The sequence below is a fragment of the Nocardioides sp. F233 genome (assembly GCF_057813895.1).
Genome location: NZ_JBVASH010000001.1, coordinates 1,059,839 through 1,082,253, shown reverse-complemented (window position 1 = coordinate 1,082,253; position 22,415 = coordinate 1,059,839). Strand labels below are relative to the sequence as shown.

24 protein-coding genes are annotated in these 22,415 nt (G+C 70.6%); 10 read left to right on the top strand and 14 right to left on the bottom strand.

Annotated features, from left to right (window positions below; all coding sequences use genetic code 11):
* Positions 1-50 precede the first annotated feature (50 nt).
* Positions 51-1,556, top strand: a complete 1,506-nt coding sequence (locus tag ACZYRU_RS05180; protein WP_488956013.1) for an MFS transporter — start codon at positions 51-53, stop codon at positions 1,554-1,556.
* A gap of 83 nt (positions 1,557-1,639) precedes the next feature.
* On the opposite strand, the gene ACZYRU_RS05175 is transcribed toward ACZYRU_RS05180, so the two are convergent.
* The 6 genes from ACZYRU_RS05175 to ACZYRU_RS05150 form a co-directional block, all read right to left on the bottom strand.
* On the bottom strand, positions 1,640-2,086 hold the full coding sequence (locus ACZYRU_RS05175; RefSeq protein ID WP_488956012.1) for an RrF2 family transcriptional regulator: 447 nt from the start codon (positions 2,084-2,086) through the stop codon (positions 1,640-1,642).
* Between the two features lie 50 nt (positions 2,087-2,136).
* Complete coding sequence (locus ACZYRU_RS05170) at positions 2,137-2,886, bottom strand: SDR family oxidoreductase (RefSeq protein ID WP_488956011.1); 750 nt, start codon at positions 2,884-2,886, stop codon at positions 2,137-2,139.
* A 73-nt stretch (positions 2,887-2,959) separates the two neighbouring features.
* Positions 2,960-3,634 carry a hypothetical protein gene (locus ACZYRU_RS05165; RefSeq protein WP_488956010.1) on the bottom strand — a complete coding sequence of 225 codons (675 nt, stop codon included), beginning with the start codon at positions 3,632-3,634 and terminating at the stop codon, positions 2,960-2,962.
* On the bottom strand, positions 3,631-4,170 hold the full coding sequence (locus ACZYRU_RS05160) for a SigE family RNA polymerase sigma factor (RefSeq protein WP_488956009.1): 540 nt from the start codon (positions 4,168-4,170) through the stop codon (positions 3,631-3,633). The genes ACZYRU_RS05165 and ACZYRU_RS05160 overlap by 4 nt, the downstream gene beginning before the upstream one ends.
* Positions 4,171-4,223: 53 nt before the next feature.
* Positions 4,224-4,547, bottom strand: coding sequence for a pyrimidine/purine nucleoside phosphorylase (ppnP, locus tag ACZYRU_RS05155; protein ID WP_488956008.1), 324 nt, complete (start codon positions 4,545-4,547; stop codon positions 4,224-4,226).
* A gap of 43 nt (positions 4,548-4,590) precedes the next feature.
* Positions 4,591-5,274, bottom strand: a complete 684-nt coding sequence (locus ACZYRU_RS05150) for a GntR family transcriptional regulator (RefSeq protein ID WP_488956007.1) — start codon at positions 5,272-5,274, stop codon at positions 4,591-4,593.
* A 157-nt stretch (positions 5,275-5,431) separates the two neighbouring features.
* Between ACZYRU_RS05150 and ACZYRU_RS05145 the strand changes: the two genes are divergently transcribed.
* Genes ACZYRU_RS05145 through ACZYRU_RS05130 form a run of 4 tightly spaced genes read left to right on the top strand, consistent with a single transcriptional unit; the run spans position 5,432 to position 9,309 of the window.
* Positions 5,432-6,640: an amidohydrolase gene (locus tag ACZYRU_RS05145; protein WP_488956006.1), complete on the top strand. Its 1,209-nt coding sequence runs from the start codon at positions 5,432-5,434 to the stop codon at positions 6,638-6,640.
* Positions 6,641-6,693: 53 nt separating this feature from the next.
* Positions 6,694-7,608: an ABC transporter substrate-binding protein gene (locus ACZYRU_RS05140; RefSeq protein ID WP_488956005.1), complete on the top strand. Its 915-nt coding sequence runs from the start codon at positions 6,694-6,696 to the stop codon at positions 7,606-7,608.
* A 1-nt stretch (position 7,609) separates the two neighbouring features.
* Complete coding sequence (locus tag ACZYRU_RS05135) at positions 7,610-8,533, top strand: amino acid ABC transporter permease (protein WP_488956004.1); 924 nt, start codon at positions 7,610-7,612, stop codon at positions 8,531-8,533.
* Complete coding sequence (locus ACZYRU_RS05130) at positions 8,530-9,309, top strand: amino acid ABC transporter ATP-binding protein (RefSeq protein ID WP_488956003.1); 780 nt, start codon at positions 8,530-8,532, stop codon at positions 9,307-9,309. The genes ACZYRU_RS05135 and ACZYRU_RS05130 overlap by 4 nt, the downstream gene beginning before the upstream one ends.
* 63 nt (positions 9,310-9,372) lie before the next feature.
* Here ACZYRU_RS05130 and ACZYRU_RS05125 read toward each other — a convergent pair whose 3' ends face one another.
* From ACZYRU_RS05125 to ACZYRU_RS05115, 3 genes are all read right to left on the bottom strand, one after another.
* Positions 9,373-9,990, bottom strand: a complete 618-nt coding sequence (locus ACZYRU_RS05125; RefSeq protein WP_488956002.1) for a DNA-3-methyladenine glycosylase — start codon at positions 9,988-9,990, stop codon at positions 9,373-9,375.
* Positions 9,991-10,004: 14 nt separating this feature from the next.
* Positions 10,005-10,355, bottom strand: a complete 351-nt coding sequence (locus tag ACZYRU_RS05120) for a hypothetical protein (RefSeq protein ID WP_488956001.1) — start codon at positions 10,353-10,355, stop codon at positions 10,005-10,007.
* 61 nt (positions 10,356-10,416) lie between these two features.
* Positions 10,417-10,899, bottom strand: a complete 483-nt coding sequence (locus tag ACZYRU_RS05115; RefSeq protein ID WP_488956000.1) for a CYTH domain-containing protein — start codon at positions 10,897-10,899, stop codon at positions 10,417-10,419.
* A gap of 37 nt (positions 10,900-10,936) precedes the next feature.
* On the opposite strand from ACZYRU_RS05115, the gene ACZYRU_RS05110 reads away from it, so the two are divergent.
* Entirely contained in the window at positions 10,937-11,365 is a 429-nt protein-coding gene (locus ACZYRU_RS05110) for a (deoxy)nucleoside triphosphate pyrophosphohydrolase (RefSeq protein ID WP_488955999.1), read from the top strand.
* Here the strand turns inward: ACZYRU_RS05110 and ACZYRU_RS05105 are convergent.
* Together ACZYRU_RS05105 and ACZYRU_RS05100 are read right to left on the bottom strand one after the other, a co-directional pair.
* Entirely contained in the window at positions 11,254-12,276 is a 1,023-nt protein-coding gene (locus ACZYRU_RS05105; RefSeq protein ID WP_488955998.1) for an ERCC4 domain-containing protein, read from the bottom strand. The two genes, ACZYRU_RS05110 and ACZYRU_RS05105, sit on opposite strands and share 112 nt — an antisense overlap.
* 39 nt (positions 12,277-12,315) lie before the next feature.
* On the bottom strand, positions 12,316-13,563 hold the full coding sequence (locus tag ACZYRU_RS05100; RefSeq protein WP_488955997.1) for an HNH endonuclease signature motif containing protein: 1,248 nt from the start codon (positions 13,561-13,563) through the stop codon (positions 12,316-12,318).
* Positions 13,564-13,791: 228 nt separating this feature from the next.
* Between ACZYRU_RS05100 and ACZYRU_RS05095 the strand changes: the two genes are divergently transcribed.
* Positions 13,792-14,847, top strand: coding sequence for a M36 family metallopeptidase (locus ACZYRU_RS05095; protein ID WP_488955996.1), 1,056 nt, complete (start codon positions 13,792-13,794; stop codon positions 14,845-14,847).
* Positions 14,848-14,996: 149 nt separating this feature from the next.
* On the opposite strand, the gene ACZYRU_RS05090 is transcribed toward ACZYRU_RS05095, so the two are convergent.
* Complete coding sequence (locus tag ACZYRU_RS05090; RefSeq protein ID WP_488955995.1) at positions 14,997-17,888, bottom strand: vitamin B12-dependent ribonucleotide reductase; 2,892 nt, start codon at positions 17,886-17,888, stop codon at positions 14,997-14,999.
* Between the two features lie 151 nt (positions 17,889-18,039).
* Positions 18,040-18,531: a transcriptional regulator NrdR gene (nrdR, locus tag ACZYRU_RS05085; RefSeq protein ID WP_488955994.1), complete on the bottom strand. Its 492-nt coding sequence runs from the start codon at positions 18,529-18,531 to the stop codon at positions 18,040-18,042.
* A gap of 375 nt (positions 18,532-18,906) precedes the next feature.
* Here nrdR and ACZYRU_RS05080 point away from each other — a divergent pair, with 375 nt between their 5' ends.
* A complete protein-coding gene (locus ACZYRU_RS05080) occupies positions 18,907-19,248 on the top strand; it encodes a hypothetical protein (RefSeq protein WP_488955993.1) in 342 nt (113 codons plus the stop codon).
* Positions 19,249-19,376: 128 nt separating this feature from the next.
* On the opposite strand, the gene ACZYRU_RS05075 is transcribed toward ACZYRU_RS05080, so the two are convergent.
* Complete coding sequence (locus tag ACZYRU_RS05075; RefSeq protein ID WP_488955992.1) at positions 19,377-19,763, bottom strand: LysM peptidoglycan-binding domain-containing protein; 387 nt, start codon at positions 19,761-19,763, stop codon at positions 19,377-19,379.
* A gap of 266 nt (positions 19,764-20,029) precedes the next feature.
* On the opposite strand from ACZYRU_RS05075, the gene lexA reads away from it, so the two are divergent.
* Positions 20,030-20,779, top strand: a complete 750-nt coding sequence (gene lexA / locus ACZYRU_RS05070) for a transcriptional repressor LexA (protein WP_488955991.1) — start codon at positions 20,030-20,032, stop codon at positions 20,777-20,779.
* 66 nt (positions 20,780-20,845) lie between these two features.
* A complete protein-coding gene (locus ACZYRU_RS05065) occupies positions 20,846-22,405 on the top strand; it encodes an MXAN_6640 family putative metalloprotease (RefSeq protein ID WP_488955990.1) in 1,560 nt (519 codons plus the stop codon).
* Positions 22,406-22,415 lie beyond the last annotated feature (10 nt).

Genomic DNA, 22,415 nt, shown 5'->3' with positions numbered 1-22,415 from the left:
GATGAATTTCATGCAAACGCATTATTTGCGCTTGCATTGAATGCACATGCATGGAAGTCTTCCATGTCATGTCCTCGACATCCCCCTCCCTCCACTCCCCGGCGACCGGCGCGATCCGCTGGTCCCGGCGTACCTGGGGCCTGCTCATGACCCTGTGCGTGGTCCTCTTCCTCGACGGTCTCGACGTCTCGATGATCGGCGTGGCCCTCCCCTCGATCGGCGCCGAGCTCGACCTGACGACCTCGTCGCTGCAGTGGCTGATCAGCGGCTACGTCCTCGGGTACGGCGGCCTGCTGCTCGTCGGCGGCCGCACCGCCGACCTGCTCGGCCGGCGCCGGGTCTTCCTCATCGCCCTTGCTGTCTTCGCAGCCGCGTCCCTGCTCGGCGGGCTGGTCAGCTCCGGTCCGCTGCTCATCGCCACCCGGTTCATCAAGGGCCTGGCCGCCGCGTTCACCGCGCCGACCGGCCTGTCCATCATCACGACGAACTTCGCCGAGGGCCCGGCCCGCAACAAGGCGCTGTCGATCTACACCGTCTTCGGCGCCGGCGGGTACTCCTCCGGCCTGCTCTTCGGCGGCCTGATGACCGGTGTCGGCTGGCGCTGGACCTTCCTGCTGCCCGTGCCGATCGCGCTGCTCGCCCTCGCTGCCGCCTGGGTGCTGGTGCCCCGCGACGAGCCGGTCGCAGAGGGCGGGCACGACCTGCTCGGCGCACTGACCTCCGGCGCCGCGATGCTGCTGCTCGTCTACACGGTGGTCTCCGCGCCCGAGGTCGGCTGGGCCTCGGCCCGCACCGTGCTCTCCTTCGTCGGCGTGGCCGCCCTGTTCGCCGCCTTCCTGACGATCGAGCGCCGGATCGCCCACCCGCTGGTGCGGCTGGGCATCCTGCGCAAGGCGACCCTGGTCCGCGCCAGCCTGGCGATCGTCGCGGTCGGCGGGTCGTACTTCAGCTGGCAGTTCATCGTCACGCTGTTCCTGCAGGACGGCCTCGGCTGGTCGCCACTCGAGCTGGCCCTCGCGCTGCTCCCGATCGGCCTGATGGTCACCCTGTCCGCGGTCTTCTCCGACAAGCTCGTCGACCGCTTCGGCACCGGGCCGATCATCGCGGTGACCATGGCCGTGATGGCGGTGGGCTACCTGCTCTTCACGATCGGGCTCGACACCACGCCGTCGTACCTCGGCATGCTGCTGCCCACGCTGATCCTGATCGGCATCGGCTGGGTGGGCTTCCCCGCCATCAACATCCAGGCCACGAGCGGGATCGACGACGACGAGCAGGGTCTCGCCGCCGGCGTGCTGCAGACCTCGATGCAGGTCGGCGCGGCCATCGTCCTGGCCGTCACGACCGCGATCATCGCCTCGAACGCCGGGAGCGCGACGTCGCCGGCCGCGGTGCTCGACGGGTTCCGGCCGGGTCTGGTGTTCGCCACCGCGGTCAGTGCCGCGGGTGCGCTCGTCGCGATCGGTGGGCTGGTGCTCGACCGGCGCGCCGCCAGGCGTACGCGGGACGACGAACCGGTCACCGAGGTCGAGACGGAACTCGCGGGCGCCGCCTGACGACCCCCTCGTCGGCGCACAGCAGGCCCGGGTGGCGCTCCACCCGGGCCTGCTCTCATCGACGGGCTCGCGCCGGCCCGCTGTCAGAGCGCTGCACGGACCGCACCAGCGTCGAGCGTCGCGGCGAGGTCCGCGATCGTCCTGCCCGACAGCGACGTCCGCCAGGCCTGCTCCGCCTCGGCCATCACCTGGGCGACCCCGCAGGCCTGCCGACACTGCTCCGGCGGCGCCGCGAGGTCGCCCTGCTGACGGATCTCGGTGCAGCGGAAGGCGGGCTCCGGGCCGTCGATGGCGCGGACCACGTCGAGCACGGTGATGCCGGCCGGATCGCGGGTCAGCGCGTACCCGCCGTCGCGACCCTCGCTCGGCTGCACGATGCCGGCCCGGGCGAGCGCCTGGAGGTGCTTGGCCAGGTAGGTCTTCGACACGCCGTGCAGCTCGGCGAGCCGGGCGCCGGGCAGCGGCCGGTCGGCCAGGCTGAGCACCACGCAGCAGTGGATCGCCCACTCGACACCGGCCGACAGCTTCACGCGCCCACCCTAGTGTCGGCCTTGGCGTCGATCTCGACCCGGATCCGCGCTCAGCCGCGTGCGGCCAGCCACGCGTCGTACGTCGTCGGCGCGATCCAGGCGTCCACCCCCGGCGTCGGCGTCAGCGCGGCGTCGTCGAGGATCGCGCCGAAGTAGCCGGCGGTCGCGTCCGACACGACGGTGCGACGATCCCCCGTCGCCGCGAACCACCGGCGGATCAGCTCGTCGATGCCCAGCGGCTCGGGGCCGGCGATCTCGACGATGCCCTTGACCGGCGGGGCGGTCACGATCTCGGCGAGGTGACTCACGACGTCGGCCGAGGCGATCGGCTGCAGGTGCGCGGGCGTGGCCCGGACGGCGTCACCGTCGGCGCCGGCCTCGGCGATGCCGGGGACGAACTCGAAGAACTGCGTGGAGCGGACGATCGTGTACGCAACCGCACCGTCGAGGACGCCCTGTTCCTGGGCGAGCTTGGCCCGCATGTACCCGGAGTCGGTGAGTCGGTCGGCGCCGACGATGGACAAGATCACGTGGTGCCCGACGCCGGCCTCGGCCTCGGCCTCGACGAGGTGGCGGGTCGAGTCGCGAAAGAACGCGAGCACGTCGTCGTCGGCCCACGACGGCGAGTTGGTCAGGTCGACCACGACGTCGGCGCCCGCGACGGCACCCGCAACGCCCTCGCCCGTGGTGGTGTCGATCCCGGCCTCGCGGCCGAGTGCGACGACGTCGTGCCCCTGCTCGAGCAACCGGTCGCTCAGCTGGCCACCGATCAGCCCGGCTCCGAAGATGACGATCCTCATGTCCCGCCTCCAAACGCAGATAGTGTTTATCCGAGATTACTCGGACAAACACTATCCACGTCAAGTCCGCGGATCAGCCGACGCCGGCCTGCGCCTCGGCGGTCACGGTGACGCCCTCGGCGAACTCGACGACCTGCTCGTCGCTGAGGCCGAGCGACTTCCACGCCTGGACGACGACGCGGCGCCCACCGTCGTCGTACGTCAGGATCTGGGTGCCGCCCTCGACGGTACGCAGCCAGCCGTCGTGCTCGCCGACCTTCACCGGGGCGCCCTCGGGCTCGGCGGCGACCGACTGCGACTCGAGCATCACGACGAGCTTGTCCTCGAAGACGTCGAGGCCGCTGTGGTCGTCGGCGCGGGCGACGTTGAGGTTGTACGCCGTCGCGCCCTCGAGCACGAAGCCCGCCGGCACCTTGGCGACGACGAAGCCGGGCTGCTGCTCGCCGGTGTAGGCGACGAGCTGGACGCCCCCCTCGATGCCCGGGGCGGTCGCGTCGGTGGCGGTGCCGGTGCTCGGGGCCGCGATCGACGGTCCGGGCGCCGGGGTGCGGTCGGCGTTGACGGCGATCGCCGTACCCACGCCGGCGACGGCGGCCAGGGTGAGCCCGGCCGTGCCGACCCGCAGCGCGCGGCGCCGGGAGGCACCGCGACCGCGAGCCAGGTCGCGGCGGACGGTGTCGTCGGTGGGGGCGGGCGCGTCGCCGCCGAGGCGGTGCAGCCGGTCCGTGAGCTCGGGGAGGTCGGTCATGACGGTTCTCCTTCGTAGGGGGCGGCCGGGATCGGCTCGGCCTGCGGGAGGAGCTCCCGCAGCTTGGCGAGACCGCGAGCCGTCTGGCTCTTGACCGTGCCCGGGCTGCACCCGAGCGCGTCCGCGGCGTCCTCGACGCTGAGGTCGGCGACGTGGCGCAGCACGACGGCCGCCCGCATCCGCTCCGGCAGCGCCTTCAACGCAGCGAGCAGCTCGGCGTCGACCGCCTCCTCGGCCAGCGACCCCGTCGCGGCGGCCCGGTCCGGGACCGTGTCGGTCACCGTCTCCCGGGCCACCGACGGACGGCGGCGGTGGTCGATGAAGGCGTTGACGAGCGCCCGCCGGGCGTACGCGTCGACACCGCCGCGGCGGGTCGCGCGTCCCCAGGCGAGGTACAGCCGCACCAGAACGCCCTGGACCAGGTCCTCGGCGAGGTGGTGGTCACCGGCGGTCAGCACCACGGCGGTGCCGACCAGCTGCGAGCGGCGGCGGCGTACGAAATCCTCGAACTCGGCGTCGCGGGCCTTCGGTCTCATGCTCCCTACACGTGCGGTGGATGCTGCTGGGTTGCATCCACCGTAGGTCGGCGTCAGCCGTAGTGGCAGACGTACCCGAGCGTCTCGGTGACCTCGATGTCGAACGACGAGTCACCGGGCACGCTGAACGACTCGCCCGCGCCGTACTCCTGCCACTCCTCGGAGCCGGCCAGCCGGATCCGGCACGCGCCGGCGTTGAGCTCCATGACCTCGGGCGCGGCAGTGCCGAAGTTCAGGCTCGCCGGGAAGATCACGCCGGCGGACTTCCGGGTGCCGTCGGCGAGGTAGAACGTGTGGCTGACGCAGGCGCCGTCGAAGTAGACGTTGGCCTGCGGGTCGAGGGTGACGTTCTCGTACGTCGGGTGCTCACTGGTCACGGGCGCGAGCGTAGTGCGCCGTCACGGCCGGTCCGCACCGCTCTCACGCCTTGCCCTCCAGCGCACGCACCCGCTCGAGCGTGCTCTCCTGCGAGCTCGCGATGTGGCTGGCCATCAGGTCGCGCGACCGATCGACGTCCTGGTCCCGGATCGCCACGACCAGGTCGAGGTGCTCGTGGTGCAGGCCGTGGGCGTCGACGTCCTGGCCGATCCGGAACAGCTGGAGCGCGCGTCCGTAGATCGAGCGGAAGATCGAGCCGAGCAGCGGGTTGCCGGCGGCGTCGACGACGGCCTGGTGGAAGTCCATGTTGAGGCGGGCCGCGAGCTTGCCGTCGCCGGCGGCGGTCGCCGCCTGGGCCTGCTCCATGAGGCGGTCGAAGCGGACCAGGTCGGCATCGGTACGACGTGTCGCGGCCGCGCCCGCAGCCATCGACTCGAGCCCGATCCGCACCTCGAACAGGTTGAGCGCCGACTCCGGGTCGAGCGGTGCGACCTGGGCGCCGCGGCGGGGCACGATCGTGACCATCCCCTCGGCGGCGAGCTGCTGGATCGCCTCGCGCACGACGATCCGGGAGACGTCGAGGGCGTCGGCGAGGTCGCGCTCGACCAGGCGTTCCTCGGGGGCCAGGTCGCGCTCGACGATCCGGTCGCGCAGCTCGTCGGTGACGACGTCGCGCAGCGAGCGGTGGCGGGAGCCGAGCGTGTCGGCGGCCGGTGCAGTACTCATCGTGACTCCTGTCGAACCTTCTCCACAGTCTCGGATCCCAGACAAAACCTACGCGGACGGCATTCCGGGGAGCCACCCCCTGGGTCAGTGTGGTGCTCGACACATCGTACCGGCCTACCATCGTTGGTATACCCCATACCATCATCCAAGGAGCACCATGACCGACCTCCTCGTCCGCCAGGCCCGGATCCCCGGCCACGCCGACCTCCAGGACGTCGTGGTGCGCGACGGGCGGATCGCCGCCATCGCCACCTCGGGCACCCACCTGCCCGAGCCCGCCGCCGGGAGCGACGAGGTGGTCAACGTCGAGGGCCAGCTGGTGCTCCCCGGCCTGATCGACGCCCACTGCCACGTCGACAAGACGCTGTGGAGCGGCCCCTGGGTCCCGCACAGCGCCGGCCCGCGCCTGGTCGACCGGATCGCGAACGAGCGCACGCGTCGTACCGACCTCGGGCTGCCCTCGCCGGAGTACGCCGCCGCGCTGCTGCGCCACATGGCCACCCTCGGCACCACCCGCGTGCGCACCCACACCGACGTCGACCCCGGCCTCGGCGTGGCCGGCATCGAGTCCGTCGCCAAGGCCGCCGCGGCGGTCGAAGGCCTCGTCGACGTCGAGCAGGTCGCCTTCCCCCAGGACGGCGTGATCCGCCGCCCCGGCACCGTCGAGCTGCTCGAGGCCGCGCTCGACGCGGGCGCCACCACCCTCGGCGGCATCGACCCGGCCGGCGTCGACGACGACCCGCTGGGCCAGCTCGACGCGCTCTTCGAGATCGCCGCCCGCCGCGGCGCCTCGATCGACATCCACCTGCACGACACCGGCAGCCTCGGCGCCTGGCAGTTCGGCCTGGTCGCCCAGCGCACGGTCGCCTACGGCCTGCAGGGCAAGGTCGCGCTCAGCCACGCCGACGCGATCGGCACCGTCCCCGACGCCGAGCGGCTGCGCCTGATCGACCTGCTCGCCGAGTCCGGCGTCGGACTGGTCACCGCCGCCGTCTACGACGTACCGGTCCCCTCGGTCCTCGAGCTCGCCGAGCGCGGCGTCACCCTCGCCGCCGGCAGCGACGGCATCCGCGACCTGTGGGGCCCCTACGGCAACGGCGACATGATCGAGCGGGCGATGCACATCGCGTACCGCAACGGCGTACGCCGCGACGAGGACATCGAGCTCGCCCTCGACTGCGCGACCCGCGGCGCGGCCCGTCTCCTCGGCCTCGAGTCCTACGGCCTGGTCCCCGGTGCCCCGGCCGACCTCGTCGTCGTCCCGTCCCGTACGGCGGCCGAGGCCGTCGTCTCCCGTCCCACCCGATCCCTCGTCATCAAGAACGGCCGGGTCGTCGCCCGCGACGGCCAGCTCGTGGCGGCCTGAGCACCTCAGCAGCACCTCACCCTCACCGCACCACCCTCACCACTGGAGACACCATGAAGATCCTCGTCACCGGCGCTGCCGCTGCCGCCGTCCTGGCCGTCGGCCTCAGCGCGTGCACGAACGCCTCCACCGACCCCGCCACCAAGAGCAAGGTCGACGTCCCCGACGCCTCGGAGAAGGTCGCCGTCGAGAGCGACCAGGCCGCGGTCGCCCTCGTGCCGGCCGACATCGCGAGCAAGGGCACGATCTCGGTCGCGATGGACGCGTCGTACCCGCCGTTCCAGATGTTCGCCGACGACAACAAGACGATCATCGGCTTCGACGCCGAGTTCGCGACCGCCGTGGGCGAGCGCCTCGGCCTCGAGGTCGAGCTGGTCAACGCCGGCTTCGACTCGATCCTCCCGGGCCTGGCCGCCGGTCGCTACGACATGGCCGAGTCCAGCTTCTCGGTGACGCCGGAGCGGCAGCAGACCGTCGACTTCGTCGACTACCTCCAGGGTGGCGCGGGCATCGCGGTCACGCCGGGCAACCCGAAGAACCTGTCGATGGACCCGATGGTCCTGTGCGGCCACAAGATCGCCGCCCAGAAGGGCACCACGCAGGCGATCGAGCAGCTGCCCAACATCGCCAAGCTCTGCACCGACGCCGGCAAGCCCGCCGTCGAGCCCGAGCTCTTCCCGTCGCAGAACGACGCGATCCTCGCCCTCAACAGCGGCCGGGTCGACGGCATGATGGCCGACAGCACCGCCGTCTCCTACCAGGGCGCCCTGTCCGGCGGGAAGTTCGAGCTCGCCCCCGGCGACATCTACGAGGCCCGTCCGACCGGCATCGCACTGCCCAAGGGCTCGCCCCTGCGGGACGCCGTCAGCGCCGCCGTGAAGTCGCTGTACGACGACGGCACGGTCAACAAGCTCACCGCCAAGTGGGACATCCCGGACTCCAACCTCTCCCCCACTCCCGGGGCCTGACATGACCACCCTGTCCGTGCCTCCGGAGACGGAGGAGTACGTCGAGCTCTCGACCGTCCCGCGCCGCCACCCGCTGCGCTGGGTCAGCGCGATCGTGCTCGTCGGCCTCGGCGTCTACCTGATGGCCGACGTGTTCACCAACCCGCGCTTCGGGTGGGACGTCGTCAGCCTGTACCTGCGTGACGTCTCGATCTTCCACGGCCTGGTGACGACGCTGGTCCTCACCGCGGTCTGCATGGTGATCGGCATCGTGCTGGCGGTCCTGCTCGCGGTGATGCGGCTCAGCCCCAACCCCGTCGTGCGGACCTTCGCCTTCGGCTACGTCTCGTTCTTCCGCGGCACCCCGGTCCTGGTGCAGCTGCTGTTCTGGTTCAACCTGGCGGCGCTGTACCCGGTGCTCAGCTTCGGGATCCCCGGCGTCCACCTCGACGCGAACACCCTGATCACGCCGTTCATCGCGGCCGTGCTCGGGCTCGGGCTGAACGAGGCGGCGTACATGTCGGAGATCGTCCGCGCCGGCATCCTCTCGGTCGACCACGGGCAGAACGAGGCGGCCTCCGCCCTCGGCCTGACCCGCGGCCAGACCCTGCGACGGATCGTGCTGCCCCAGGCGATGCGGGTGATCGTGCCGCCGACGGGCAACGAGGTCATCGGCATGCTGAAGACCACCTCGCTGGTGTCGGTCCTCGCGGTGCACGAGCTGCTGTTCTCGGCGCAGATCATCTACGCGAAGAACTTCGAGACCATCCCGCTGCTCATCGTCGCGAGCATCTGGTACATCGCGGTCACCACGGTCCTCGGTGTCGGCCAGTACTACCTCGAGCGCCGCTACGCCCGGGGCAACCGCAACCTGCCGCCCACCCCGCTGCAGCAGCTGAAGAAGTTCTTCCGCACGCACGCACCTGTCGAGAGGAGCGCACGATGACCGCGACCGCTGTCGGTACGCCGAAGGTCCGGGCGCGCGGCGTCCGCAAGTCGTACGGCAACCTCGAGGTGCTCAAGGGCATCGACCTCACCGTCGAGCAGGGCGAGGTGCTCTGCCTGATCGGGCCGTCGGGCTCGGGCAAGTCGACCTTCCTGCGGTGCGTCAACCACCTCGAGGCGATCGACGCCGGCCGGCTCTGGGTCGGCGACACCACCGTCGGCTACGAGCAGCGCGGCACCAAGCTGTACGAGCTCAGCGACAAGGAGATCTGCCGGCAGCGCACCGAGGTCGGCATGGTGTTCCAGCACTTCAACCTGTTCCCGCACATGACCGTGCTGGACAACCTGATGGAGGCGCCGCTCCGGGTGCTCAAGCAGCCGAAGCGGGAGGTCCGCGAGCGGGCCCTCAAGCTGCTCGAGCAGGTCGGCCTCGCAGAGAAGGCGATGTCGTACCCGCGCAGCCTGTCCGGCGGCCAGCAGCAGCGGGTCGCCATCGCGCGGGCGCTGTGCATGCAGCCGAGCCTGATGCTGTTCGACGAGCCGACCTCCGCGCTCGACCCCGAGCTCGTCGGCGACGTGCTCGCGGTCATGCGGAACCTCGCGGAGACCGGCATGACGATGATCGTGGTCACCCACGAGATCGGCTTCGCCCGCGACGTCGCGGACCGGGTGGCCTTCTTCGACGGCGGCCAGATCGTCGAGGTCGGGCCCGCCGCACAGGTCATCACCGACCCGCAGCACCCGCGCACCAAGGAGTTCCTCGCCGCCGTGCGCTGAGCTTCCCCGTCCCCACGATCGGCCCGGCCGGTCACGTCCCGTGTGCGTGGCCGGTCGGGTCCCTCAATTCTCCGGTGGTCTCGGGGCTCTCGGGCTTCGCTTGTACGCCGAGACGGTCGGGTCGCCCTCCAGCCAGAACCGCCACGGCACGTCGGCAGCCTTGGACACACCCACGCGGGGACCGCTACCTGCTTTCCTGCGGGATCGGGTCTCGGGGCCGAGGCGGACGCCGGTGAAGCCCTGGTCCCCTGCCTGGTCGGCGAGCAGGTCGGTGCCGAGGTCGTCGAGCGTGATCCCCAGTGCCTGCGCGAGATTCCCCGGTCCCCGGGCGAGGTTCACGTCCCGTTCGGGCGGCGTCTCCCCGCGCCGGAAGCGCGCCAGCTCGTGCCCGTCGACGACCTCCCCGGCCCGCAGCAGCACGGCCGCGCCGATCTCGCTGGGTCCGGTGACGACGTTGGCGCAGAGGTGGATCCCGTAGGACCGGTAGACGTAGAGCCGGTACGCCGGCCCGTACATGATCTCCGAGCGGGGCGTCCGCGTGAATGCGTGCGATGCCGGGTCCTCGCGGCCGCCGTACGCCTCGACCTCGGTGATCCGCACGGTCACGCCGTGGCCGGTGATCGTCCGGTCGAGGAGGGCCCGGGCCCGCCGTACGACGTCGGCCTGGTGACGGGGCGGCACGAGGCGGTCCGAGGTCAGGCGGGCAGGCCCGCGTCGTAGATGCCGTTGACCAGCCGCTCGTGGGTCTTCGCACGGACCGCGGCGGCGTCGCCGAGCCCGGTCACGAAGTACCCCTCGCCCGGGTCGCCCGTCTCGGCGTTCACCACCCACGCGGCGAGGAAGGGCGTCCACGACCGCGTGCCCCGCCGATCCCGCAGCTCGGCCACCACCTTCCCGAGCTGGCGCGCAGGAATGAGGCGCTCGCCCTCGCCCCGCAGCCGCTCGGCGAGCTCGCCGTAGGTGATCGGGTCGACCGTCTCGCACGCGATGGCGACGAGGATCTGCTCGGTCTGGCGGGCGAGGGTCTGCACGGTGTTGAGGGCCACAAGCCGGAGTCTGCCCCTACGACCGGCGTTCCGCGTCATCGAGCACGTGCGGCGTGCCCCGTCAGGACGTCGGCGTGGTGCCGGACGCCAGGGCCACACCCGTCCAGGCTTCGTCGTCACTCACGTCCGCAATCACGTCCAGCCAAGCCGGCAGGTCGGCCGGCTCGCCGTCACCGTCGTCGATCTCCGCCAGCAACGTCCCGTCCTCGAGCTCGTCGACCACCACGTGCATCCCGTCGCGGTGCACGTGGTGCCGCCGCTTGCGCAGCCTTGTCGCCGGAAGCCGGGTGGTCAGCAGCGCCCATTCGCTGTCGTCGAGGTAGAGCGAGGTGCACGCCACCTCGCCCGGCCCGTCGCCGACGCGCACCTTGTGCCCGAGCTTGCGCTGCACCGACCCGTCCGGCTTCCGCACCTCCCGCAACCGCAGCCGCGACCCGTCGACGTACCGGTCCTCGATCTCCCACACCTCGCTCACGCCGTCCGGCACCGCCGCCACGAGGAACCGTCGCTCGCGCTCCACCACCGCGTACTTCAGGGAGACCATGCGCCCATTGCTACCACCGACCTGCGACCATCGGCCCGTGGAGATCGAGGTCGTCGGCGCCGTCGTCGTGCGGGACGGCCTGGTCCTGTGCGCCCGGCGGGGACCCGGCGGCGAGGCCGGCGGGCTGTGGGAGTTCCCCGGCGGCAAGGTCGAGCCGGGCGAGTCTCCGGTCGATGCGTTGGCGCGGGAGATCCACGAGGAGCTCGGCTGCGTCGTCGAGGTCGGCGCCCCGGTCACCACCACGCGGCACGTCGGGTCGTCGGTCGTGGTGGTGCTGTCGACGTACTGGTGCCGAGTGGTGTCGGGTACGCCGGCCCCCGTCGAGCACACGGCCGTCCGGTGGCTGCTCCCCGATCAGCTCGACGAGCTCGACTGGGCTCCCGCGGACGTGCCTGCGGTCGAGCTGGTGGCAGCCCAGGCAGCGCGGATCTCCACCGGGATACGTCCCTTGGGTGAGATCTCGTAGCCCTGCTCCAGCGCCCAGGCGCGCAGCTCGGCCGCGGTCGGCTGGACCTCGCGAAGAGGCGTCAGCGGGGCGTTCGGAGCCAGGTCCGCCACGGCCGCCGCGCCGAGTTCCTCGGCCTCGGCAGCGACCGCGGCGCTGGCGAGGAATCGGTAGGTCCACTCCTGGGCGAGCTTGCGGTTGTCGCAGAAGACGATCGGCACGGACGGGAACGCGACCTGGGTCTCGGCGAGACCGTCGGCGATGACCGCCGTCCGGACGTGGTCGTGCTGGAGGAGCTTGCCGTAGCTCGCCTCGATGACCACGGCTGCGCGCGGCAGGGATGCGAGCTCGGTCAGCTGGTACTTCAGCTTGCCGGTGGTCATCGAGCTCACGAGATCCTGCGGGCTCTTGCGTTCCACCGATGCGATGAGCTCGCCGCGCCTGCCGAGAACGCCGTAGTCACCTGCAGTAAGGCCCTGTCGCTTCGTGGTCACCTGCTGCTCGGCAAAGGTCCACGCGTAGCGTTCCGCGCTGTCCACGACGACGAGCAGGTCGCGGAGGCCCTGGGCGCGAGCAGCCGAGACGGCGACCCGCGGCCGGGCCTGTTTGGTCGTCCGGGCCGTCTGCCAGAACACCGCCTGGCGACCGCCCCGGATCGTCGTGACGACGAACTGAGACCGGTTCTCACGTCCGCGATCGAGGACGAGGTCGATCGCGGCGCCACGTCGTACGCAGGAGCGGACGGGGACCCGTTCGACCACCTCAGCGTCATCGGGCCAGCTGTCGTAGAACCGGTGACAGTAGATCTTGGCCGTACGCGGCCAGGTGTCCTTCGCCTTGAGCAGGATGCCGTCGCCGAGCGGGATCCGCAGTAGGTAGGGCAGCGTTGAATCCGGCTCGGGGTTGCGCGCGATGACGAAGTCGTCGTGCATGCCGCCGAGTCTGCCAGCAACCAGTCACGGGACGAATGCTCACGTCCGCCGTGCGAAGCGGACGTCGCCGTTGGCCAGCCGCTCGGCGCGGTAGGCACGGTCGTGGATGCGGTGATGGTGATGACTGCACAGGCTGATCGCGTTCGCCAGGTCGGTGGGCCCGCCCGCGGACCACGGGCGCAGGTGGTGCGCCTCGGTCCACGCAGCCGGGATCGTGCATCCCTCGGCGCGGCACCGCTGGTCACGCAGTCGCAACGCTCGACGCTGGGCCTTAGAGAACAGCCGCATCCGTCGTCCGAGGTCCAGCACTTCGCCCTTCCCGCCCAACACCGCCGGGATGATCTGCGCCTGGCAGGCGAGTCGCCGCGCCTCGCCCGCCGAGATCACGTCCGTCCCGTCGCCCGCGATCAGCCCTGCGGCCGCGAGATCGCTGCAGAGCTGGGCGACTCCGATCGTCACGATCACCGTCGTGGCATCGCCGCCATGCTCCGGCAGGCCGTTCGGGTCGAGCAGCTCCAGCAGTGCCGCGAACGCGTGGGCGTAGGCGCGGTGTTGCGGCGCCCACTCGCTCGGAGCGGTGTTGTTCTCCCGCTGCCGGGGCGAGGTGAACGCCTGCAGGTAGCGCTTGAGCCGCTCCGCGACCGACGTCGGCAACACCCCCGCGATCCGGGTCCGCCCGTCCCCGAGGTCACGGAACCGCAAGGACGCCTTCTCGTACGCCCGCCGCTCCTCGTCCTCCAGCCGACGCCCCTCCTCGGCCTCGGCGACCTCGGGCGCCACGACCTCCAGGATCCGTCGCCCCAACCGCTTCAGCTCCCGCGGCGGATGCGCGGCGGCGTACCCCACCAACGTCTGCTCCGCCTCGACCGCCAACTCGGGCCCGAGGTCGGCCGGCAGCTCCTCGACCGCCTCGACGATGACCCGCGCCTGCGCCGCCGAGACCACCCCAGCCCGCATCCCCGCCGCCACCATCGGCCGCAGCTCCAACGCCTGCGCCAGGTGTAGATCCGCCCGCGCAGCGCGGGGATCGGCCTGCGTGGCATGGGCCAGCCACGCCGCCACGTCCCGCGCCCCGCGCTCGTCCGCGACGTCGTCGGAGGCGGCGAGCACCCGCGCCTTCAGCTCCGCGAGCTGGGCCTCGGCCCGCGCAAGATCGACCAGCGCCTGCTCCTTCTCCGCAACCGACATGAACACCGGCTGGACGTCGGTGACGTCCGCCAACACCTCGCGCACACGCGCAGCGCACGCCACCATCGGGTGGCACGGAGCGTGCATGGCGACAGACATCGGAGAACCTTCCTCCGGGCGCGCGGACCCGGCAACATGACAACGGGTCCTCACGTCTCGTGGGCAGACGCCTGTGAGGGAGGCGACCCGTCGCACACAGCGCCGAGCCGGATCGGAACCATCAGCCACACGAGGGGTATTGCTCCGACCTACCGATGATTAGAACACGTGTTCGAATCAGAATCAAGGCCCTTTCCACATACTTCCTCCAGCGTTAGTGTCCCGAACGTGAAGCTTCGCCCGGCCATCGCCACTCTCGCCGTCATCCTTCCGCTCGCAGCCATGGCCGCCCCCGCCGGCGCGAAGCCCGCACCGGGGGTGACCACCGGCACCGGCCTGGTGTTCAAGGTCAACCCGGTGCAGTCCAGTGGTGACGAGTCGCTCGTCGACGCCAAGGACTCGGCCAGCGCCGTGCCGGGCAGCGAGTACGCAACCGTCCCGCTGCGGAACCTGGACGGCTCCGGGTACCTGCGCGGCAGGTGGGTCACCGTCGAGTCGGCGACCGGCACGCCGGCGTACTCGGCGAACGGCGTCTTCGACTACAACCGCAAGGACGACCAGTTCGAGCAGGTCATGGCGTACTTCTGGGTGAACCAGGCGCAGGAGTACATCCAGTCGCTCGGCTTCGGCTCCACGCTGCGCCCGGTCGTCAAGCAGTCGTTCAGCGTCAAGATCGACCAGTACGGCGGCGACAACAGCTACCAGACCGACAAGCCGTACCGGGTTCGCCTGGGCAAGGGCGGGGTGGACGACGCCGAGGACGCCGAGGTGATCGTGCACGAGTACGGCCACGCTGTGCACGCCTCGCAGGTGCCGGGCTACGGCACCTCCCTGGACGCCGGGTCGATCGGCGAGGCGTGGGGCGACTACCTCGCCGTGTCGGTCGGCCTGGACGCAGCCGCGGAGTACAACTGGCCCGTGGCGGCCCCCGAAGCCTGCGTCATGGACTGGGACTCCACCTCCTACACCGCCGGTCCAGTGCACTGCCTGCGCCGCCTCGACACCGACCTGACCGTCGCCGACCGCAAGGGCGAGGTGCACTTCGACGGCCAGATCTGGAGCGGCGCGCTCTGGGACGCCCGGGCGGGATACGAGTCGCTCGGGCTGACCTCGCGCGACTTCGACACCACCGTCATCGACGCCCAGTTCGACTTCGCGCCGGACACGTCCTTCGACGCCGCCGCGACCGCGATCTACGACAAGGCGCTCACCCGTGACGGCGCCGCTGCTGCGGGCGTCATCGAGGCCGCCTTCGCCGCCCGCGGCATCACGATCAGCCACTGACGACTCAGACCCCAGCGCCAGGAGCTGAGACCAGAGCTTCGACGCAACGCAGACGGCCCGGCTCCTCCGAAGTGGAACCGGGCCGTCGTACGTCGCCTGCGTCTCGATACGCCCTCGCCTAGCGGCTCGGGCTACTCGACGACCTCTGGTCAGCTGCAGCCCGAGGTGCTGCCGCAACCCTCACACACGTAGCAGGACCCAGCCGGGCGCATCTTCGTGCCGCACGTCATGCACAGCGGCGAGTCGACGGCGTGGCCGGTGATCTGCTCGAGGAGCTCGGCGGTGGTCTTGGCGACCTTGACCTCGGGGGCGCCGGCGAGGGGGTCCTCGTCGGTGACCTCGATGACCTCGGCCTCGACCGGGGCGGTCTTGGCGGCGGGGGCGGTCTCGACGAGCTCGGAGGCGTTGCCGGTCTCCTCGACGGGCTCGTAGGAGCCGGTCTCGAGGTGGCGCTGGCGCTCGTCGGCGGAGTAGATGCCGAGGGCGGAGCGCTCGTCGAAGGACAGGTAGTCGAGCGCCAGGCGGCGGAAGACGTAGTCCATGATCGACTGGGCCATGCGGACGTCGGGGTCGTCGGTGAGGCCGGCGGGCTCGAAGCGCAGGTTGGTGAACTTCGAGACGTAGGTCTCGAGCGGGACGCCGTACTGGAGGCCGATCGAGACGGCGATCGAGAAGGCGTCCATCACGCCGGCGAGGGTCGAGCCCTGCTTGCCGAGCTTGAGGAAGATCTCGCCGAGCTCGTTGTCGTCGTGGGCACCCGAGGTCATGTAGCCCTCGGCGCCGGCCACCGAGAAGGAGGTGGTGCGGGCCTGGCGGGACTTCGGGAGGCGCTTGCGGGTCGGGGCGTAGACGACCTTCTCGACGACCTTCTCCACGACCTTGGTCTCCGCGGCGTCGGCAGCGGCGGCGTCCTTCTTGGCCTTGCCGCCACCGTCGGCCAGGGGCTGGCCGACCTTGCAGTTGTCGCGGTAGATCGCGGTGGCCTTGAGGCCGAGCTTCCAGGACTCGAGGTAGATCTGCTCGATGTCCTCGATGGAGGCCGACTCGGGCAGGTTGACCGTCTTGGAGATGGCGCCGGAGAGGAACGGCTGGCAGGCGGCCATCATCAGGACGTGGCCCATGGGCTTGAGCGAGCGCTCACCCATCGCGGTGTCGAAGACCTCGTAGTGCTCCGGCTTGAGGCCGGGGGCGTCGACGACGTGGCCGTGCTCGCCGATGTAGGCGACGATCGCCTCGATCTTCTCCTCGTCGTAGCCGAGCTTCTTCAGCGCACGCGGGATGGTCTGGTTGACGATCTGCAGCGAGCCGCCGCCGACGAGCTTCTTGAACTTCACCAGGGAGAAGTCGGGCTCGATGCCGGTGGTGTCGCAGTCCATCATGAAGCCGATGGTGCCGGTGGGCGCGAGGACCGAGGCCTGCGCGTTGCGGAAGCCGTTGGACTTGCCGAGGTCGACGACCTTCGCCCACTCCTCGGTGGCCAGCTTGTGGACCTCGGCGTCGGCGATGTGCAGGGTGCGCACGTCGTCGTTGGCGGCCTGGTGCTTGCGCATCACGCGCTGGTGGGCCTCGGAGTTGCGGGCGTAGCCGTTGTAGGGGCCGACGATCGCGGCGAGCTCGGCCGAGCGGCGGTACGACGTACCGGTCATCAGCGACGTCACCGTGGCCGCCATCGCGCGACCGCCCTCGGAGTCGTAGCCGAGGCCCATCGCCATGAGGAGGGCACCGAGGTTGGCGTACCCGATGCCGAGCTGGCGGTAGTCGCGGGTGGTCTGGCCGATCGGCTCGGTCGGGAAGTCGGCGAAGCAGATCGAGATGTCCATCGCGGTGATGATCAGCTCGACGGCCTTGGCGAACATCGGGGCGTCGAAGGTGTCGTCCTCGCGCAGGAACTTGAGCAGGTTGAGCGAGGCGAGGTTGCACGAGGAGTTGTCGAGCGACATGTACTCCGAGCACGGGTTGGACGCGGTGATCCGGCCGGTCTCGGGGTTGGTGTGCCAGTCGTTGATCGTGTCGTCGTACTGCAGGCCCGGGTCGGCGCAGGCCCAGGCGGCCTCGCTGATCTTGCGGAACAGGCTGCGGGCGTCGACGGTCTCGATGACCTCGCCGGTCATCCGCGAGCGCAGGCCGAACTCGCCACCGTTCTCGACGGCGCGCATGAACTCGTCGTTGACGCGGACCGAGTTGTTGGCGTTCTGGTACTGGACCGAGGTGATGTCCTTGCCGCCGAGGTCCATGTCGTAGCCGGCGTCACGCAGGGCGCGGATCTTGTCCTCCTCGCGCCACTTGGTCTCGACGAACTCCTCGATGTCGGGGTGGTCGACGTCGAGGACGACCATCTTGGCCGCACGACGCGTCGCGCCGCCCGACTTGATGGTGCCGGCCGAGGCGTCGGCGCCACGCATGAAGGAGACCGGGCCGGACGCGGTGCCGCCGCTGCTGAGGAGCTCCTTGGAGGAGCGGATCCGGGAGAGGTTCAGACCGGCACCGGAGCCGCCCTTGAAGATGAAGCCCTCCTCCTTGTACCAGTTGAGGATCGAGTCCATCGAGTCGTCCACCGAGAGGATGAAGCACGCGGAGACCTGCTGGGGAGCGGTCGTGCCGACGTTGAACCAGACCGGGGAGTTGAAGGAGAAGTACTGGTTGGCCAGCAGCCAGGTCAGCTCGTGCTCGAAGACGTCCGCGTCCGCCGCGCTCGCGAAGTAGCCGTGCTCCCGACCCGCCTTGACGTACGTCGACACGACCCGGTCGATCAGCTGCTTGAGACCGCGCTCCCGCTCCGGCGTGCCGACGGCGCCGCGGAAGTACTTGGTGGTGACGATGGTGGAGGCGTTGAGCGACCAGAAGTCGGGGAACTCGACACCGAGCTGCTCGAAGACGGTCTCGCCGGTCTTCCAGTTGGTCTGGACGACGTCGCGCCGCTCCCAGGTGATCTCGTCGTACGGGTGCACACCCTCGGTGCTGAAGATCCGCTGGATCTTCAGTCCCTTCTTGGTGTAGCGGGCCGTCTCGCTGGGCGTCTGGCTGCGGGCCGTCTCGGTCATGGCTCTCCTGGTCTCCTCTGTCGGCGGTTTCGGCGGGGCGTCGGCGGACAGCAGGAGCAGCGCGGCTCCTGCACAAACGGGGCGGTGCGAATGGGGAAAGGGGAAGGTGGCCCGGCAGGCAGCTTCCCCACTACCTGCCGGGCGTCTGTGGTCAGCCCGTCGAGGCGGGCTGGGCTCCCTCGGACAGCAGCTGGCGCTCGGCCCGCATCAGGGAGATCTCGTTCTCGAAGTCGGCGGCCGAGTCGAAGCCGCGGTAGACGGAGGCGAAGCGGAGGTAGGCGACCTCGTCGAGACGACGCAGCGGCGGCAGGATCGCCAGGCCCACCTCGTGGGCGGCGATCTCGGGGCTGCCGGCCAGCCGGAGCTGGTCCTCGACCTCCTGACCCAGCCGGGCCAGGTCGTCCTCGTCCACCGGGCGACCCTTGCAGGCCTTGCGGACGCCGGCGACGGCCTTCTCGCGGGTGAACGGCTCGGTCGCGCCGGAGCGCTTGAGCACGGTCAGCTGCATGGCCTCGACGGTCGTGAACCGCTTCTCACAGCTCGGCGCCTGGCAGACCCGGCGGCGCCGGATCGAGCAGCCGTCGTCGGAGACGCGGGAGTCGAGGACCTTGGTGTCATGGTGCTTGCAGTACGGACAGTGCATGGGTCCCCTCCTCTCGAGGCTACGACCTGTGGACAACTCCCCCGCCTGTGGAAAAGGTGGGGCGAACTGTGGGTTTCCGCTCCGGTCCTGTGGGTGACGGAGGGTCGCCCTGTGGACTAGATGTGGAGAACTACATCGTTGTAACTACTAGATGTAGTGGTAACCGTACGCCCCGGCCACCAGTGATGCAAGCGCGGGTCACGACGAGTTCGACCGGGGTCCGGCTCGGGCGGAGTTTGCGCAGGTCACCGCCACAAAGGCGGCTTCGCGACCCCTCCCCGACCGGCGTTTCGCCGCGGTACGACGGGCCGCCGACGCCGCCCGGAAGCAGTGGAGGGCGCGTTGGCTGAGCATTCCACCCACCCATCAGGAACAATGACCGCCGTGACGGGTGGCAAGCGGGCTGGCGATCGGGCGAAGGCGAAATTCCGGCCCGCCCTCCTGCTGAGCGCCGCCGGCGGGACCGCGTCCATCGTGGCCTGGGGGTACCTCGTCGTCGCCGCCATCGACTTCGGCGCGACCGCACGCCACGACGGCAAGGGCAGCGCCTGGGCCTTCATGGCCGTCGCCTCGCTGGGCGCCATGCTCTGCCTCTTCCTCACCTTCATGCTGGCCATCCGCCTCTCCCGCGCCCTGGGCATGAGCTCGCACCACCACGAGCCCCGCCCCAAGAAGGACCCGGCCGCCCCCAAGGGCGGCAAGCGCGCGGCTCGCTGAGCTCGCAGCCCCGACGACGCGCGAAGGGCGGGATCCGGTTCGGTCGGATCCCGCCCTTCGTCTTCCCCAGGCCAGTACAGGCCCGATCTCCGCTGGGGTCGAGGCAGCGAAGAAGTCATCTGGTGCGACTAGTGCGTCGGAACCCGCAGCTCCTGGCCGACGTAGACCATGCTGCCGTCGAGCGTGTTGAGCTGCTGGATGGTCTGCATCATGTCGCGCACGTCGTCGCCCGAGGTCGCGGCAGCGTCGCTCGCGATGTCCCACAGCGTGTCACCGGGGCCGACCGTCACCAGCTGGACCTGCGGCGCACCGCCGTCCTCGCGCGTCGCGGCCGAGGCGGCGGCCAGCCAGATCGCCGCGAGGGCGACGGCGGCCAGGGCCAGCAGGAAGACGACCGCGCGGCCGCGCCGGGTCAGCCGGACCTGGCCCCGGGCGCTGGGACGGGCCGCAACGGGGCGGGCAGTCGACGTACGGCGGACAGCGGTGACGCGGGGCGCGACGGTGATGGTGCTCATGGAAACCTCCGGGGGAAGTGGACGGGACCTGTTGTATCCAGGGGGTCCGACGGAAGGTGTTCGATCAGGCGTTCGATCGAACATGTGTACGAGATTAGATCAGGTGTTCGAAGATTTCCAGCACCGTTCGAAAGTTCGTTCGACCGGCGTGTCGCGACACGCGGTTCGAACAGATGTTTGAAACAGGTGGCCAGGTTCGGTTAGCGTCGTCACACGGGCCCGGTCGATCCGGACCACACCACCCGAGCTGATCTGGAGGGCGATCGATGACTGAGCGCAAGGGCACGGAGCGCAAGGGCGACCGCAAGGCGAGCAGTGTCACCGAGCTGCCCGACGGACCGGCCGACGCGACCGGCCTGACCCCGCGCCAGCAGCGGGTCCTGGCCCACATCAAGGACAGCATCGAGAAGCGGGGCTACCCGCCGAGCATGCGCGAGATCGGCCAGGCGGTCGGCCTCACCAGCACCTCCAGCGTCGCCCACCAGCTGCGCACCCTCGAGGAGAAGGGCTTCCTCAAGCGCGACCCCAACCGGCCGCGCGCCCTCGAGGTGTTCCTGCCCGAGGTGATGGCGGCGCGCCGGGCGATGGGGAGTGCCGAGGAGACGACGTACGACGAGACCGGGATCGGCGACGCCGCACCGGCACCCGCCAACGTGCCGGTCGTCGGCCGGATCGCGGCCGGTGGCCCGATCCTCGCCGAGGAGCGGATCGAGGACGTCTTCCCGCTGCCGCGCCAGCTCGTCGGCGACGGCCAGCTGTTCCTGCTCGAGGTCAGCGGCGAGTCGATGATCGAGGCCGCGATCTGCAACGGCGACTACGTCGTGATCCGGCAGCAGCCGACCGCCGAGAACGGCGAGATCGTCGCGGCGATGATCGACGGCGAGGCGACGGTCAAGACCTTCCAGCGCAAGGACGGCAAGGTCTGGCTGCTCCCCCACAACCCGGCGTTCGAACCGATCGACGGCACCAACGCGACCATCCTCGGCAAGGTGACGGCGGTGCTGCGGCGGGTGTGAGGTTTGCCTGACCGGCCGGTGACATAGGGTCTGCTTGTCCTGTCGCCATACCAAAGGCCGGTCCTGATGCCTCGTCGCAGCCACTTCCCCCTCATCGGGCTGCTGTCCACGCTCCTCGCTGCCTTGCTGACGGTGTCCGTCCTCGGCGGCGTCGCCGGGGCGGACGACACCTATCCGGCCGCACCGGCCGGCACCGCGGTCCCCGTCGACATCGACGACACTGTCGCCCAGGCGACCGCGGAGCAGGCCCTCGAGACCGTGCAGGACATCGTCGACACGGCTCCGAGCGCCGCGCCGACCGACACCACGACCGGTGCCGACCTGACCATGGCGCTGCGCGACCTCGCGCTCACCCGCGACGACCTGCCGACCAACCTGCAGGACGACGCGGCGCAGCTGCTCGCGCGGCCCGGCACCGGCTACCGCCCGCCCCCGGGCTCCGGCGGCATCGAGTGCACGCCGGGATCGGGTCTGCCCTGCTACACCGCGCCCGAGGCGGCGCCGCTGTGCGGCAGCGGGATCTGCGTGCACTACGTCCAGGGCGCCTACTCGCCCAGCACCGGATCGGACGCACCTCCGCTCGCGCCGGTCAACTACCCGGCCATCGTGCTCGACGTGATGAAGAACGTCGCCAACCGGTACGTCGCCGCGGGCTACCGGACGCCGGTCAGCGACGGCAACGAGTTCGACGTCTACCTCGCCGACCTCGGCAAGCGCGGCCTCTACGGCTACTGCACGACCGACCAGCGGGTCGCGGGCCACGTGACCGCCGCGGCGTACTGCGTCCTCGACAACGACTACGCCGAGTTCGGCGCGGTGCCCGGCCCGCTGGGCAACCTGCAGGTGACCGCGGCCCACGAGTACTTCCACGCGGTGCAGTTCGCCTACGACGTCAACGAGGACAGCTGGCTGCTCGAGGCGACCGCGACCTGGGCCGAGGACGAGGTCTACCCGGACATCAACGACAACCGCCAGTACCTCAAGGGCGGTCCGCTCGGTCAGCCCGCGCAGCCGCTGGACCACCGCAGGGGCCTGGCCCCGTACGGCGCGTGGATCTTCTTCAGGTACCTCAGCGAGCACTTCCCTGCGGACTCCGGCGGCATGCCCGTCATCGTGCGAGACATCTGGGACCTGGCTGCCGGGTCGGCCACCTCGCGGCAGGCGATCAGCGCCGCCCTCGCCGCGCGCGGCACCGACCTGCGCACCCAGTTCGGGCGGTTCGCCGAGGCCAACCGGCGCCCGGCCCTGAACTACTCCGAGGGCGGCGCCTATCCGCGGGCCAAGCTGTGGCGCGGCGTGAAGCTGTCGCCCGCGCGCCGGTCGGTCTCCGACTCGGTCGAGCTCAAGCACCTCGCCTCGCGGACCATCCGCTTCAAGTCGAAGTTCCGCGGCAAGGCCCACCTGCGCGTCCACGTGGACGGCCCGAAGCGCACGAAGGGCGGCTACGTCCTGGTCACCATCAAGAAGAAGGGCCAGGCGCCGGTCACCAAGCTGGTCAGGATCAACCGCAAGGGCGACAAGACCAAGCGCTACCAGTTCGGCAAGAAGGTGCAGTGGATCGAGATCACCTTCGCCAACGCCGGCAAGAAGGACTCGACCGCGAAGGTCAGCGCGACCGCGCGCTGAACCGGCTGAT